The organism is Serratia sp. PAMC26656, from assembly GCF_016469055.2.
GTDB classification, from domain to species: Bacteria; Pseudomonadota; Gammaproteobacteria; order Enterobacterales; family Enterobacteriaceae; genus Serratia; species Serratia plymuthica.
Genome location: NZ_CP150486.1, coordinates 1,439,165 through 1,453,284 on the forward strand (window position 1 = coordinate 1,439,165; position 14,120 = coordinate 1,453,284).

A 14,120-nucleotide genomic window follows, 5' to 3' on the forward strand; every position below is an offset into this window, starting at 1 on the left:
GGGTAAGGCAGGTTAAGCCATGAGCGTTGTGCCCGCTGCCAGCGGGCTAACGGCACTCTGTTACGGATGGGGGATAATCTAACCGGCTTGTGGCACGCGGCGAAGATAAGTGAGCGGGTTCAGCGAACGCAGGTGCATTTGCAAGACCACGCCGCGGCGGAAGACGTTGTTGAGCAGGGTCAGCGATAGCAGTTCGGTCAGCAGGGTGCTGTAGGCGGCGCCCATGATGCCGTACTGGCGGATCAGGCAATAAGAAAGCGGGATATTGATGATAAACACCAGGAACATCTTCTTCGACAAGAAGCCGTAGCCCGAGAACATCACAATGTATTTATAGGCCAGGGTGCCGAGTGCCGAGAGCAGCGTGGCTACCGCCAGCACGCCCATGGCCGGATAGGCCGCCAGATATTGCTCCCCATACAGCAGCACGATCACCGGTTTGCCGAGCAAAATGATGCCTGCCACGATCGCGGCGGCGATCGCCAGCACCAGCCCATTCAGTTTGGCGGCGGCGCGCATGGCATCGTCACGGCGGTAAGCGAATATCTTGGCAAAAAATGAGGAGATCACTGCGTTGGTGACGAACATCCAGGCGGTGGCCAGCGTGATGGCGACAGAATAAATACCCAGCGCTTCGGCGGAGACGAACCACATCAGGAACAGCTGTGCCAGCCGGGTGTAAATGGCGATGGAGACGTTGGAGACCGCCAGCGGCAGCCCGCTGGCGAGCAGATAGCGCACATACTTGCGCCGAACGCGGGCGGGGGCGGTAAAGCGCGTGTGACGGCGATGGTATAGGTGGTGGCGGATTAGGTAAGGGATCAGATAAACCATCACTATGGGGATCGCCAGGAAATACAGATGCAGATCAAAATAAACAATCAGATAACGCACCAGCAGGGCGCTGCCCAGGCCGGCAACGTTGGCCAGCGTATTGAAGCGCGACTCCAGCCGGGCGTCGTGGTAAATGGTGAACACGTCTCTGAGCGAGAAAAAGCCGGCGACAAAGGTGGCGGCGCAAAAGTAGAAGGTAATGAAGTCGTCCCGTAAACCGGTGTAAAGCAGGATGGCTGCGGAAAACAGGATAAAACAGCCCTGGCGCAGCCGGTTGGTGGAAAACATCAATGCGGTGCCGGAGCGCGGATTGCGGCTAATGCGTTTGAACAGCACGGTGTCGGAGCCCAGCAGCGCCAGCGTCTGGGTAATGGCGAAAATAGCGGTAGCGAAGGTGATCTTGCCAAAACTTTCCGGGCCAACATATTTCGCCATATAGGCGGTGATAAAAATGACGCCCAGAATAGAGACCATTTTTTCCGATATCATCCAGAATGCGTTTTTCACTATGTTGATATCTATGAATTTCAATTGCATCTGCGCTTTTCCCTGTCGCATGCTGTAATAAGAATCATCCGATTATTCCTGTAGCCCTTGTAACGGTGGGGGCGCAAGGTTTTATAATTGAGCGGCAATAATCGGAATGTTAAAAGCATTTCTCCGTATGCTATCTTCATGGAAGAAAGAGAAAAATGAGAAAACTCGCAAAACGGCTCTATCGGGCCGCGCCCGATGCTATTTATTATCAAATTAGCCATTATCTTGCTCATGGCTCTTTGGTGAACTTCAAAAAACCCAAGACGTTTTCCGAGAAAATTTATCAACGTATGCGTTATCCGCAGCGTGATTTCAGCCTGCTGGCGGATAAGGTGGCGGTGAGAGAGTATATTTCACAGCGGGTATCGGAAAATTACCTAACGCCAATCATTATGACCACCGATGATTTTACCGAACAGGACTACCTTTCCCTGCCACCATCGTTTGTCATCAAAACCAATAATGCCTCTCAGCAGGTGAAAATAGTCAAAGATAAAAGTCAGATTAGCTATCAGGATATTGTGAATACTCTTCATGGATGGTCTGAAATAACCTATTGGAAAAGATTTCGTGAAAAACATTACGCCACTATTCCGCAAAAAATTATCGTCGAGGAGTTGCTGGATATCGAGTGCAGCGGGGAGTTGATTGACTACAAGGTGCATGTTTTTAACGGCAATCAATCTTATCTGTTTGTTGAATTACTGCGCGGCGGGCCTGAGCCCACTTCGCTGGAATTTTTGGACGAGCATGTTTACCCCTGCTTTTTTATTCAGAATGATATTCCGCAGATCAATACGTTGCAGGCGAAACCTGCGTTCTGGGATGAGATGATCCAGGTAGCGAAAGCCGTGGCGGCGGATCTCGACTATTGCCGCGTCGATTTCTATCTCACCCCCGAGCAGCTTTACATTGGCGAACTGACGCTGACTCCCGGCGCCGGTAATGAGGTTTTTCTGCCGCGTGCGACCAACCTGCTGCTGGGCGAGATGATGTCCAGAGCCGATAGCCGCTGCGGCGGTTAGAAGGATAGTCTGTCGGCATCCGGCGGGGCGAGGCTTTGCAGCCAGGCCAAAAACGCCGCCGCTTTGGGTTTGTCCAGCGTGCGTTGCGGATAGACCACGTAGTAAGGCTTGCTGAGTGGTAGCACCGGTTCTGCCAGCGGCACCAGCGTGCCGTTAGCCAGTTCGCGCTGGATCAAGCTTTGTTGGCCGAGCAAAATGCCGTGGCCTGCCACCGCCGCATCAATCGCCAGCGAGGTCAGGTTATAGGTCAGGCCTCGTCGCTGCGGCGGCGGTAGCCCGGCGGCGGTGAACCACTCATGCCAGCCTGGCAGGAACTGGCTCTCTTTGCCCCAGTCGACATGAATCAACGGTTGCCGGGTCCAGTCACTGGCGGCCTGCCGCTGCGGGCTGCACACCGGCTGCACGCCATCCTGAAACAACCTCACTTTTTCCAGCAGCGGATAGTCCTGATCGCCAAAGCACAATGCAAAGTCCGCCGCCGAGGCGGCGAAATCCACCGCGGCATGGGTGGCGTGCAGGCGGATATCCAGCTGCGGCTGATGGGCCAGCCAGTCGCCAATCGCCGGGTTCAGCCATTTTGAGGCCAGCGCCGGTAGTGCAAAGATCGTCAGGGTTTCCTGGCCACGTTGGCGATCGACGTGTTGCTGCGCTACGCGCAGCGTCTCGAACGCTTCCTGCACATAGGCCAGATAATCCGCGCCCTGTTCGGTTAGCGTCACGCCGCTTTTGGCGCGGGTAAACAGCTGAATGCCCAGATGCTGTTCAAGCTGGCGGATTTGCTGGCTGACGGCGGCGGCGGTCAGCGCCAGGCTGTCTGCCGCCCTGGCCAGGCTGCCGGTACGGGCGGCGGTTTCAAACGCCAAAATGGCGCTCAGTTTGGGCAGGCGGCTGCGGGAAGGTGCGTTCATGGCGGCTATCGTTAAGAATGGGTTACCTCATCCTTAACGCATTTTTGTTATTACGGCAATGCGACATTCGCTACAGTGGGGTATCCGGCCGCTAAGCCTTCAGGAGCTTCTCATGCAGCAACTCGCTCATATCGTTGATTTATCCGCCAACCCGATCGGCGACGCCGCCTTTCAGGCCCGTTGCAAAGCGACGCTGGACACGGCGGGTGCGCTGGTGCTGCGGGGCTTTCTGACCGCCGCCGCGCTGGCGACCGTCCGTCTCGAAGGGGCGGAGCACAGCCCAGCGGCGTTTTATGCCGCCAGCAAGCATAACGTATACCTGAAACCGCAGGATGAAAGCCTGCCTGCCGACCATGCGCGCAACCGGCAGGTGGTGTCTTCCAAGGGGTGTATTACCGACGAGGATATCCCGGCACAGTCGCCGCTGCGCACGCTGTATGATGCCCAGCCTTTCCGCGATTTCCTCTGTGCGGTGCTGGAAGAGCAACAGCTCTATCCCTACGCCGATCGGCTGTCGTCGATCAATCTGCACTACGCGTATCGCGGGCAGGAGCTGGGCTGGCATTTTGATAACTCCTCATTTGCCATCACGCTCCTGATCCAAAAACCGCAGGCCGGTGGCCGGTTTGAGTATGTGGAAAACCTGCGCGATGCCGATCGCGGCGAGATGAATTACGCGGGGGTCACCCAGGTGCTGGACGGCGAGCGTGCGGTGAAGACGCTGGCGATGGAGGAGGGGGATTTGGTGCTGTTTCGCGGGCGCAATGCCATGCACCGTGTTACGCCAACCGAAGGCGATACCACCCGTATGCTGGTGGTGCTGGCCTATAATGCCCAGCCGGATATCGCGCTGTCAGAGAGCGCCCGCATGACATTTTATGGCCGCTTGTAACGGATAAAAAAACTGCCCCGGAGGGGGGCAGTTCAGACTACTGACAAGCCCGTTATTAGGGAGAGCGTGCCGAAGGGGTCGTAGCGGCTTGCCCGCCGGAGCGCCCCTCGGTGCGCTAGGCCCGAGTATCTCGGGCTCAAAGGCAACTTTGTCATCAAACTCAGTTGAGAGACTCAGTGGTGGGCTTCTTCGTGAGCCTGTTGTTCCAGCTTCACTTCCTGCGCGCGCTTGCGCAGGCCAAACCAGCCCAGCACCAGCAGCACGGTCAGCACCGGGATGGTGGCGATGGTCCAGGTGCCGTTCGGGTAATCGAACGCCATCATCACCACGACCGCCAGCAGAAACGCCAGCGTCAACCAGGAGGTGACCGGCGCGCCGGGCATCTTGAAGGTGACCGGTTTGGCGCGGCCTTCCCTCACGGCCTTACGCAGGCGCATTTGGCAGACGATGATAAATGCCCAGGAGCTGATAATGCCCAGTGAGGCAATGTTCAGCACGATCTCAAACACCTGTGAAGGCACCAGATAGTTCAGCACTACGCCGAGCACATAGATACCACAGGTCACCAGAATACCGGCGTAAGGCACCTGCTGGCTGCTCATTTTGGACATGAATTTCGGCGCGGAGCCGCCCATCGACAGCGAACGCAGAATACGACCGGTGGAATACAGGCCGGAGTTCAGGCTGGAGAGCGCGGCAGTCAGCACCACGATGTTCATGATGGTGCCGATATAGGGCACGCCCAATTTACTGAAGAAGGTGACGAACGGGCTTTGGCCGGCCTGATAGGCATTCCACGGCAGCAGCAGCACCAGCAGCACCACGGAGCCGACGTAGAACAGACCGATACGCCAGATCACGCTGTTGATCGCCTTCGGCAGCATTTTTGCCGGATCTTTGCATTCGCCGGCGGCGGTGCCGATCAGCTCAATGCCGGCGAAGGCGAAGATTACCCCTTGCACCAGCACCAGCGCGGGCAACAAGCCGTGCGGGAACATGCCGCCGTTTTCGGTAATCAGGTGCAGGCCGGTCGTGTTGCCCGCCACCGGGGTACCCATACCGAGAAACACCACGCCGACCACCAGGAAAATGGCAATGGCGGCCACTTTAATCAGCGCGAACCAAAACTCCATTTCGGCGAACCACTTCACGCCGATCATGTTCATGGTGGCGACCACCCCAAGGGCGCAGAGCGCGAACAGCCATTGCGGCACGTCGGCGAAAGTGCCCCAGTAGTGCATGTACAGCGCGACCGCAGTGATGTCGACGATACCGGTCATCGCCCAGTTGAGGAAATACATCCAGCCGGCGACATAAGAGGCTTTTTCGCCGAGAAACTCGCGGGCATAAGAAACGAAGCTGCCGCTGGAGGGGCGGTGCAGCACTAACTCGCCCAGCGCGCGGAGAATGAAGAAAGAGAATATCCCGCACACCAGATAGACCAGCGCCAGCGCTGGGCCGGCCATTGCCAGACGGCCGCCGGTGCCGAGGAACAAGCCGGTACCAATGGAACCGCCGATGGCGATCATCTGTATCTGGCGGTTGCCCATGCTTTTGTGATAACCGGATTCATGTGAGTCTAACCAACGTCTTCTGGCGGCGTGTTTGTCATGCTCGGTTTTTTTATGTGATTGCATCATCCGTCCTGTTTACCTGTCTATAGGGTTACCCAGCTCTCGGACGAGAGCAAACGATTGCTATTGCCAATCGTTATGAGAATGAGGTCATGGCATCATTCTGTTGTTTTATACCCGTCGTCTTTCAAGCTGCAACGTTGTTGGCTGCACTCGCTTACCCCAGTTACTTACCGGAGTAAGCGCCTGGGGGATAAGCGAGCTGGCCGCCTAGCTGCAACTTGAAACCCATAGGGTATATTATGTGTACAGCCATCATTAAATAACGGCGAGGCATGCTACCTTTTCTCCGTAAATGTGGCAAAAAATCCTGCGTATAAATCGTGATCAATTGTGTTTATTTTTTATTACATATACAAAAGAATATATTATTCAATAGGATGTATGATTTTATCAACACGGAAATATCGAGGAATAAAAAGTGACGAAAATCACAAAATATTAATTTCCGCGCAAATTGCAGGGGGTTTTGCTTATTTTTCGAGGCGTGAAAAAAGGGGGTAAATAAGACTCTTGTTGCCTGCGGCGATTATAGCCCGCAGGCGAGGGGATTAACGGCGATTTTTTAGGCAGATTCCCCGGCTGGCTGAGCCGAGGCGGGCAGACCGAAAATCAGGTCGAACGCCCAGTTAAACACGAAGGTGTAGCACGGGATAATGACGATCAGCGCCATATCCAGCAGCAGCGCTTCCAGAAGTGAAATCCCCATCCACCAGGCGATCAGCGGGATCAGGTACACCACCAGCGTCAGTTGAAACCCCACGGCGTGCGCAATACGGCGCTTTAGCGTGCGGGTGCGTGACGTTTGGCGACTCTCCCACCGCTCAAACAGCGAGTTGTAGATGAAATTCCAGCTTACGGCGATGGTGGTGATGATCACCGCCAGCGGCCCGGTGCTGCTGGGCGCGCTGCCGGAAAGCAGCGCCAGCCCCAAAGCGGAGATCGCCATGCCGATAATTTCATAGGCGGTGACATACACCAGTTTGCGTTTAACGCCTTGCATCATGTTCTCCTGCGTTATTTTTGGTGGTTTCTTGGGTCGTGGCGGCTAAGATAACGTCAATCACATTGATAGAAAAAGTCAGGAGCTGTCAGTTTTGCTGACAGGTAACGCAATGAACTTTTCCAGCGATAATATTGAGCTGTTTTTGGCGGTATTGGATCGGGGTTCGTTCTCTGCCGCCGCCCGTTCGCTGCGGCGCGTGCCTTCGGCGGTCAGCATGGGCATCGCCAACATGGAGGCGGAACTCGGGTTCCCGCTGTTTGACCGGTCGCACCGCGAACCGGTGCCGACCTCGCTGGCATTGGCGCTGGCACCGCATGCGCGGTTGATTGCCGACCAACTTAAACAATTGCAGAACCACGCCATCGAGCTGTCGCAGGGGCTGGAGAGTACGTTGTCTATCGGCGTTGCTTCGGACATCAACGGCAGCGGCCTGCTGGCGGCGATTAAAACGCTGGCGGAGCGTTATCCGTTGCTGAACATCGAAGTGTTGACCGCCCCGCAAGATGACGTGTTGCATATGCTGCATCAGGGCAGGGTTGGCGTCTGCCTGGCGTTTGGCGGGCTTAACGTCAACAGCCAGGAGCAGTTCCACTTCGTGGGGGCGGAATCGCTGGTCGCCACGCTCTCGCCATGCCACCCGGCGCTAAAAGGGGCGGCGGACGAGCTGTTTCTCGAGGATCTGGTCAACGTACGGCAGATTATGGTGGCTAGCCGCGATCTGCCCATCGTCGATCTGCGGCCGCGGGTAGCGGAATCTTACTGGCGTACCGACAGCCTGCCGATGGCGCTAAGCATGGTTGAGGCCGGGTTGGGCTGGGGCAATTTCCCGCTGTCACTGACTGCGCCGCTGTTGGCGCAGGGAAGGTTAATCCGGCTGAAATTCAAAAACACCAAAAACGAACTGCGGTTGCCGATACACCTGGTCTGGCTAAAGAATGCGCCGTTGGACAAGGCCGCGCGCGAGCTGGTAGCGCTGATGCGCGATGCGGCTCAGGTTGAATGAACCCCGGTAGTCATTGCTTTTATTTTCGTCGCTGGTCTACTTTGAGCAATGGATTGTTAAGGGGGTACCGCGAGCATGATGAGTGAAACGGCATTATCGGTATTGAGCATTACCGGGGCGATAACGCTCGGGGCGATGAGTCCGGGGCAAAGTTTTATTTTGGTGGCGCGCACCGCAGTCGCCTCTTCGCGCCGCGACGGCATGGCAGTGGCGTTAGGCATGGGCGTCGGTTGTTTTATCTTTGCCTTGATCGCGCTATTGGGATTGCAGTCGCTGCTGCTGGCGCTGCCGTGGTTGTACAGCACGCTGAAAGTGCTGGGTGGCGCGTATCTTATTTATTTGGCGTTTAAAATGCTGCGTGGGGCCAATCGGCCGTTGAACGTGGAGGCGCTCGGCGAGCGGCATCTGGGATTTCGCAAGGCGTTTACCACCGGTTTGCTGACCCAACTCGGCAACCCGAACACCGCTATCGTGTTCGGTAGCGTGTTCGCCGCGCTGCTCAGCCATAAAATTTCGCCGCTGATGTACGTGGTGTTGCCGGTGATTGCCTTGACGGTCGACGTCCTGTGGTACGCCTTTGTGGCGTTTGTGCTGTCATCGCCGCGCCCGCGCCGTACTTACCTGCGTTTTAAAGCCTGGTTCGATCGGCTGGGTGGCGGCGTGCTGGCCTTGCTCGGCCTGAAGCTGATGCTCAATAAATAGCCTTAGTCGGCGTGGCGACGCCGCCACCAGAAGCGCAACAGCAGGATGGCGGCGATCACCAGCGCGCAGAACAGCAGGCTGGTCAGCCTTTTGTCGAAGCCGGAGATAAAACGGGCGATGGCTTCACCGCCGAAATAACCCAGCAGCACGAAAATCGTCGCCCACAGAATGGCACCCAGAATGTTCAGCGGCACAAAGCGTGACGGCGGCAATTTGCTGGCGCCGATCAGCACCGGGCCGATAATGCGAAAGCCGTACATAAAGCGCACGCCGATCACGAACAGCATCGGGTGGCGGGCAATCAGCTTCTTGGCGCGCTCGATGCGCTTTTCCTGGCTTTTCATCCGTGAAATCACCTGCCCACCGAAGCGGCGGCCCAGAAAGAACAGCACTTGATCCCCCAGCGTGCCGCCCAGCGCCACCACCGCAATCACCCACGGCAGATGCAACAGCCCCTGATGCGCGGCAATCCCGCCCAGCAACGTGATGGTTTCCCCCTCGGCCAGGCAACCGATAAACAGCGCCCAGTAGCCGTAATCCGTAATGTAGTGGGCCAGATCCGCCATGCTTAATCCTTACGTCTATGACACTTAAGGTTAAGTATACGCCCTGTGCGCTAGCCGCGGGCGGCAATCTGCGCCACCAGCGCCCGGCGTTGTTGCAGGCTGTCTGCCATTTTTTCCTCTACTCGCGCCAGAATCCCCGCAGGCGCCAGCTCTGGCGTTCCCCCCAGGAACGGCGGTGCCGGGGCATACTCCAGATAAAGCTGGATCATTTGCGCGGTTTCTTCGTCGTGCAGCTCGGCTATCAGTGTCAGGGCGAAGTCGATGCCTGCGGTTACGCCGCCTCCGGTGATTACGTTGCCGTCGCGCTCCACCCGCGCACTGCTCGGGATAGCGCCGAACAGCGTCAGGCTGTCACGCATCGACCAATGGCAGGCAGCGCGCTTGCCTTGCAACAGCCCGGCGGCGGCCAGGATCAGCGAGCCGGTGCAGACCGAGGTCAGATAGTGTGCGTCGGTTCCCAGCCGGCGGATCTGCCGCATGAAGTTTTCGTCCAGCAGCGCCTGGGTGCAGCCACTGCCGCCCGGCACGCACAGGACATCGCAGTGCGTGACGTCCTCCAGCGTTTGCAGCCGGGAGAAATGCAGCCCCTCAGAACTGACGTCCGCACCGCCGGCCGAGGCGACGATAATTTCAGCATCAGGCATATGCCGCAGAAATTGCAGCGGGCCGGTGAAATCCAACTGGGTAACGCCCTGATAGATCGGAAAAACTATCACTAATGGTGCAGACATGATATTCGCCTCAGTTTTGTCCTTTGAACTGGGTAATAATAGCTGCCCTGTTTTTGGCTGGTATGCCATATAACCCTCAAAAAACGCCATAATGAAAAACATCGGCTTTGTTATCTTTCCCGATTTTAACCTGCTGGATTTTGCGGGGCCGCTGGCGGCTTTCGATCAGGCCGATCAGTTTACCGATGCCCCGGCATACCGTTGTTTGCCGGTATCGCAAGTGGGCGGAATGGTGATCGGTTCGTCCGGCGTGGCCGTGATGACCCAGCCATTGGAGGGGGGCCGTTTTGATACGCTGCTGATTGCCGGTGGCCGCGGCAACGTGGCTGCGGCGGAGTCCCCGGCGTTGATCGCGATGTTGCAGCAGCAGAGCCGGCAGGTGCGGCGCATGGCCAGCGTGTGTACCGGGGCATTTATCCTGGCGGCCGCCGGGCTGCTGGAAGGTAAGCGCGCCACCACCCATTGGTTCCACGCCGCACGGTTGCAGCAGCGCTATCCGCGTATTCGCGTTGACAGCAACCGCATTTTTATTCGCGACGGTGCCCTCTGGACCTCTGCCGGCATCAGCGCCGGCATCGATCTGGCGCTGGCGATGATTGAAGAGGACCTCGGCGCAGAGGTGGCGGCCAACGTGGCGCGGCAACTGGTGGTGTATCACCGCCGTCCTGGCGGGCAGTCGCAGTATTCACTGCTGCTGGCGCTTAATCCTTCTTCAGACCGTATCCGCAGCGCACTTTCTTACGCCCGTGAGCATCTGCATCAGCCGCTCACGGTGGTGGATCTGGCCGATGCCGCTTGCCTGAGCGAACGCCAGTTCGGCAGGTTGTTTCGCGCGGAAACCGGGCAGACGCCGGCCAAAGTGATTGAGCAACTGCGGGTGGAAGCGGCGCGGGTACGGATTGAAGAGAGCGGCGAAGCGCTGGAGGCTATTGCTCGTGCCGTCGGTTTTAGCGATCCGGAGCGTATGCGGCGGGCATTTATTCGCGTTTTCGGTTTGTCGCCGCAGGCGATGCGGCGCCTGAGCCGCGCCGGTTAATTCATTCAGCTGTGCCCCTGGGGCGTGGCGCAGTAAAAGGAGCGACAGATGTATCAGGATTTTGAGAGCGAGTTGGATTGGGCGATGCGCCATATGCCGCGCACCCGCGCGGCGGTTGCGGCGCTGCCGGATTTGAACGGCGTGCGGTTGGCGTGCAACATGCACCTGGATCTGAAAATGGCGCCGCTGGTGGCGGGCCTGCTGGACAAGGGCGCGGCGGTTTACCTGACCACCTGCAACCCGACCACGGTACAGGATGACGTGGTCGCCTGGCTGGAGCGTCGCGGCGCGCAGGCTCACGCCTGGCGTGACATGAGCGATGCGGACTGGTCGGCATCCTTCGATCGCGCGTTGGCCTGGGAACCGACCCATCTGTGCGAAATGGGCGCGGATCTGACGACCCGCCTGCACCAGTCGGCCGCAGGCCCGCAGATTGTCGCCGGCCTGGAAGCGACCGGTTCCGGCATTAGCCGATTGAACGGCATGGCGCCGCGCTACCCGATCTTCAATTGGGACGATCTGCCGGTGAAAGAAGGGCTGCATAACCGCCATATGGTTGGCTTGACCGCCTGGCATACCTTCTTCCAGACCACGCATCTGACGCTGCATGAAAAATGCGTGCTGGTGATTGGCTATGGCCTGGTTGGGCAGGGCGTTGCGGCGGCGGCGAAAGCCTACGGCGGGCAGGTTATCGTGGCGGAAATCGATCCGGCGCGTGCATTGCAGGCGCGGTACGACGGCTGGGCTGTGGTCGATCTGGCCACTGCGGTTACCCAGGTGGACGTGATCGCCACGGCGACCGGGGCGAAAAATGTGCTGTCGGCGCAGCATTTGCAACAGGTGAAGGACGGGGTGTTTATTCTCAACGTCGGCCACGTGGCGGCCGAAATTGACGTCGGCTTCCTGAAGAACCTGCCGCACAGCGAGCCTATGCCGTTTGTGAACGCCTACCAACTGGGTGATAAAAAGATCTATTTGTTGGCCAACGGGTCGATGTTCAACCTGACGGCGGGCTACGGCGACAGCCTGAACGCCTTCGATGTGACGCTGGCGGTGATGGCGGCGGGCATCGGCCATATCGTCGGCGACGGCGCCCGCCAGGCTCCCGGTTTGTATCTGTTGCCGCAGTCTGCGTGGCAACCGGCACTGTAACTTTCCCATCGCGAGCGCTCACCCCAGAGCGCTCGCGGTTTGCGCAATATTCTGTCCGACAGAATTTGTCACAAATGGGGGCGCATAATCCCAGTGCCAACTTGAGATCCCTCACATATAATTCTGCCAAATAAGACCTTCCTCTTCTCCAGTGACAGAGTAATGCATGTGAAAATACGTGTTTTGGTACTAACCCTGCTCGCTTTGCAGGCGGGAGCAGGCATCGCGCCGCGCGCGCTGGCCAGCGAAAATAACGCCGCCGCCCATGCCGCCCAGCCTGAACTGGCTTCCGGCAGTGCGATGGTGGTGGATATGCAGACCCACAAAGTGATGTATGCGCGCAATCCGGATGAAGTGGTGCCGATCGCCTCCATCACCAAGCTGATGACCGCCATGGTGACGCTGGACGCCCATCTGCCGCTGGATGAAATGCTGTCGGTAGACATTCACCAGACGCCAGAAATGAAAGGCGTTTATTCCCGCGTACGCCTGAACAGTGAAATTACGCGTAAAGACATGCTGCTGCTGGCGCTGATGTCGTCGGAAAACCGCGCCGCCGCCAGCCTGGCGCACCACTATCCGGGCGGTTACGGTGCCTTTATCAAGGCGATGAACGCCAAGGCGAGATCGCTGGGTATGACCAATACCCGTTATGTGGAGCCGACCGGGCTGTCGATTCATAACGTTTCGACCGCGCGTGACCTGACCAAGCTGCTGATCGCCACCAAGCAATATCCGCTGATTGGCCAGCTCAGCACCACCACCGAGCGCATGGCGAGCTTCAAGGATCCTAACTACACGCTGCCGTTCCGCAACACCAACCATTTGGTGTACAACCCGAAATGGAACATTCAGCTGACCAAAACCGGCTTCACTAACGAAGCGGGGCATTGCCTGGCGATGCGCACCATGATCGGCAGCCGCTCGGTATCGCTGGTGGTGCTGGACGCGTTCGGCAAGTACACGCATTTTGCTGACGCCAACCGCCTGCGCACCTGGATCGAAACCGGCAAGGTAACGCCGATCCCGGCCGCTGCCCGCGACTATCGCCGCCAAAAAGACGCCCGTCTGGCGAAGAACGAAACCGAATAATCCCGGTCTGGCCTGCGGTTTCCACCGCAGGCCGCTATCGGCCCTCAGGGCGCCTGATGACAAAACCCCTTTCCCGATCGCCGTCGAACCCGGCGCGCAGATACAATTGGTGTGCCCCGGTGCGCTGCTGACCGGAAAGCAGCATCACTTTGTAGCACCCTTTACGCCACGCCAGTTGCAAGGTGTATTCCAGCATCGCCAGGGCAATGCCTTGCCCGCGGTACGGCGGTGCCGTGACCACGTGTTCAATGATACCGAACGGCTGAGCCTGATGAACCAACCCCGGCACCATCGCCAGCATGCAGGTCGCGATCGGCTGTTCACCGTCGGCGGTAACCACCAGGCGAATTGCCGGGTTGTCCAGCAAACGCTGTAAAGTGCGCTGGGCGGCATCCGGGCGCAGCGGGGGATCCTGTGGGCGCAATTCCTGATACAGCGCCTGAAGGCCAGCCAGATCGTTTGTCTGTGCCAGGCGATAGGTGATTGCCATCTTTCCTCCTTTTGGCAGCGTCGGTTGCTCCATCCGCTATGATCACTAAATACCCTATCGTATGCGAGAGAGGATTCCTATGAGCCAGGTTGCAACCTTTATCATGTTTCAGGGCAACGCCCAGCAGGCTATCGATCTTTACAGCGGGCTGTTCGGCAGTTTTAAGGTTCAGCAGTTGCTGCATTACGACGAGACGCCCGACGGGCAACGGCGAATCAAACAGGCTTCGATAGACTTTGACCGACAGCATCTGGTGTTTAGCGACAGCCCGGTCAGCCATGATTTCAGCTTTACCCCGGCGGTATCTCTCCACGTTAATTTGGCGACCGAAGCCGAGTTGGAACGGGTATTCGCCCGCCTGGCGGATGGCGGTGAAGTGCTGATGCCGCTCGACGACTACGGCTCCAGCGCGCGTTTCGGCTGGCTGAACGATCGCTTTGGCCTCTCCTGGCAGTTGAACGTGCCCATCGCGGGATAGGAATACATGAGGTTTGATGCATTTTTAACCGGCT

The 14,120-nt window shown here is 57.9% G+C and carries 15 protein-coding genes; 8 read left to right on the top strand and 7 right to left on the bottom strand.

The features are described from left to right. Window positions 1-78: 78 nt before the first annotated feature. Window positions 79-1,371: an oligosaccharide flippase family protein gene (locus JEM67_RS07405; protein ID WP_199635458.1), complete on the bottom strand. Its 1,293-nt coding sequence runs from the start codon at window positions 1,369-1,371 to the stop codon at window positions 79-81. Window positions 1,372-1,526: 155 nt separating this feature from the next. Here JEM67_RS07405 and JEM67_RS07410 point away from each other — a divergent pair, with 155 nt between their 5' ends. Further along, complete coding sequence (locus tag JEM67_RS07410) at window positions 1,527-2,396, top strand: ATP-grasp fold amidoligase family protein (protein WP_199635457.1); 870 nt, start codon at window positions 1,527-1,529, stop codon at window positions 2,394-2,396. Here JEM67_RS07410 and JEM67_RS07415 read toward each other — a convergent pair. Then, complete coding sequence (locus JEM67_RS07415; protein WP_199635456.1) at window positions 2,393-3,304, bottom strand: LysR substrate-binding domain-containing protein; 912 nt, start codon at window positions 3,302-3,304, stop codon at window positions 2,393-2,395. The two genes, JEM67_RS07410 and JEM67_RS07415, sit on opposite strands and share 4 nt — an antisense overlap. Before the next feature lie 112 nt (window positions 3,305-3,416). On the opposite strand from JEM67_RS07415, the gene JEM67_RS07420 reads away from it, so the two are divergent. Further along, window positions 3,417-4,196: a HalD/BesD family halogenase gene (locus tag JEM67_RS07420; protein WP_199635455.1), complete on the top strand. Its 780-nt coding sequence runs from the start codon at window positions 3,417-3,419 to the stop codon at window positions 4,194-4,196. A 173-nt stretch (window positions 4,197-4,369) separates the two neighbouring features. Here JEM67_RS07420 and ansP read toward each other — a convergent pair whose 3' ends face one another. Next, window positions 4,370-5,833, bottom strand: a complete 1,464-nt coding sequence (gene ansP / locus JEM67_RS07425) for an L-asparagine permease (RefSeq protein WP_013811983.1) — start codon at window positions 5,831-5,833, stop codon at window positions 4,370-4,372. Window positions 5,834-6,395: 562 nt separating this feature from the next. Continuing rightward, entirely contained in the window at window positions 6,396-6,833 is a 438-nt protein-coding gene (locus tag JEM67_RS07430; protein ID WP_013811984.1) for a PACE efflux transporter, read from the bottom strand. 112 nt (window positions 6,834-6,945) lie between these two features. On the opposite strand from JEM67_RS07430, the gene JEM67_RS07435 reads away from it, so the two are divergent. Together JEM67_RS07435 and JEM67_RS07440 are read left to right on the top strand one after the other, a co-directional pair. Beyond that, window positions 6,946-7,839: a LysR family transcriptional regulator gene (locus tag JEM67_RS07435; RefSeq protein WP_199635454.1), complete on the top strand. Its 894-nt coding sequence runs from the start codon at window positions 6,946-6,948 to the stop codon at window positions 7,837-7,839. Window positions 7,840-7,917: 78 nt separating this feature from the next. Continuing rightward, the gene (locus JEM67_RS07440; RefSeq protein ID WP_199635568.1) at window positions 7,918-8,541 is read left to right on the top strand and encodes a LysE family translocator; all 624 of its coding nucleotides are present in this window, start codon (window positions 7,918-7,920) and stop codon (window positions 8,539-8,541) included. Window positions 8,542-8,543: 2 nt separating this feature from the next. Here JEM67_RS07440 and JEM67_RS07445 read toward each other — a convergent pair whose 3' ends face one another. Next, window positions 8,544-9,107 carry a DedA family protein gene (locus JEM67_RS07445; RefSeq protein WP_199635453.1) on the bottom strand — a complete coding sequence of 188 codons (564 nt, stop codon included), beginning with the start codon at window positions 9,105-9,107 and terminating at the stop codon, window positions 8,544-8,546. A gap of 50 nt (window positions 9,108-9,157) precedes the next feature. Next, window positions 9,158-9,838, bottom strand: coding sequence for a DJ-1/PfpI family protein (locus tag JEM67_RS07450; RefSeq protein WP_199635452.1), 681 nt, complete (start codon window positions 9,836-9,838; stop codon window positions 9,158-9,160). A gap of 91 nt (window positions 9,839-9,929) precedes the next feature. Between JEM67_RS07450 and JEM67_RS07455 the strand changes: the two genes are divergently transcribed. From JEM67_RS07455 to pbpG, 3 genes are all read left to right on the top strand, one after another. Next, window positions 9,930-10,874, top strand: a complete 945-nt coding sequence (locus JEM67_RS07455; RefSeq protein ID WP_199635451.1) for a GlxA family transcriptional regulator — start codon at window positions 9,930-9,932, stop codon at window positions 10,872-10,874. A gap of 48 nt (window positions 10,875-10,922) precedes the next feature. Beyond that, entirely contained in the window at window positions 10,923-12,026 is a 1,104-nt protein-coding gene (locus JEM67_RS07460) for an adenosylhomocysteinase (RefSeq protein ID WP_199635450.1), read from the top strand. A 162-nt stretch (window positions 12,027-12,188) separates the two neighbouring features. Then, a complete protein-coding gene (pbpG, locus tag JEM67_RS07465; RefSeq protein ID WP_062869998.1) occupies window positions 12,189-13,118 on the top strand; it encodes a D-alanyl-D-alanine endopeptidase in 930 nt (309 codons plus the stop codon). Between the two features lie 34 nt (window positions 13,119-13,152). On the opposite strand, the gene JEM67_RS07470 is transcribed toward pbpG, so the two are convergent. Continuing rightward, window positions 13,153-13,608: a GNAT family N-acetyltransferase gene (locus JEM67_RS07470; protein ID WP_199635449.1), complete on the bottom strand. Its 456-nt coding sequence runs from the start codon at window positions 13,606-13,608 to the stop codon at window positions 13,153-13,155. 79 nt (window positions 13,609-13,687) lie between these two features. On the opposite strand from JEM67_RS07470, the gene JEM67_RS07475 reads away from it, so the two are divergent. After that, a complete protein-coding gene (locus tag JEM67_RS07475) occupies window positions 13,688-14,086 on the top strand; it encodes a VOC family protein (protein WP_199635448.1) in 399 nt (132 codons plus the stop codon). Window positions 14,087-14,120 lie beyond the last annotated feature (34 nt).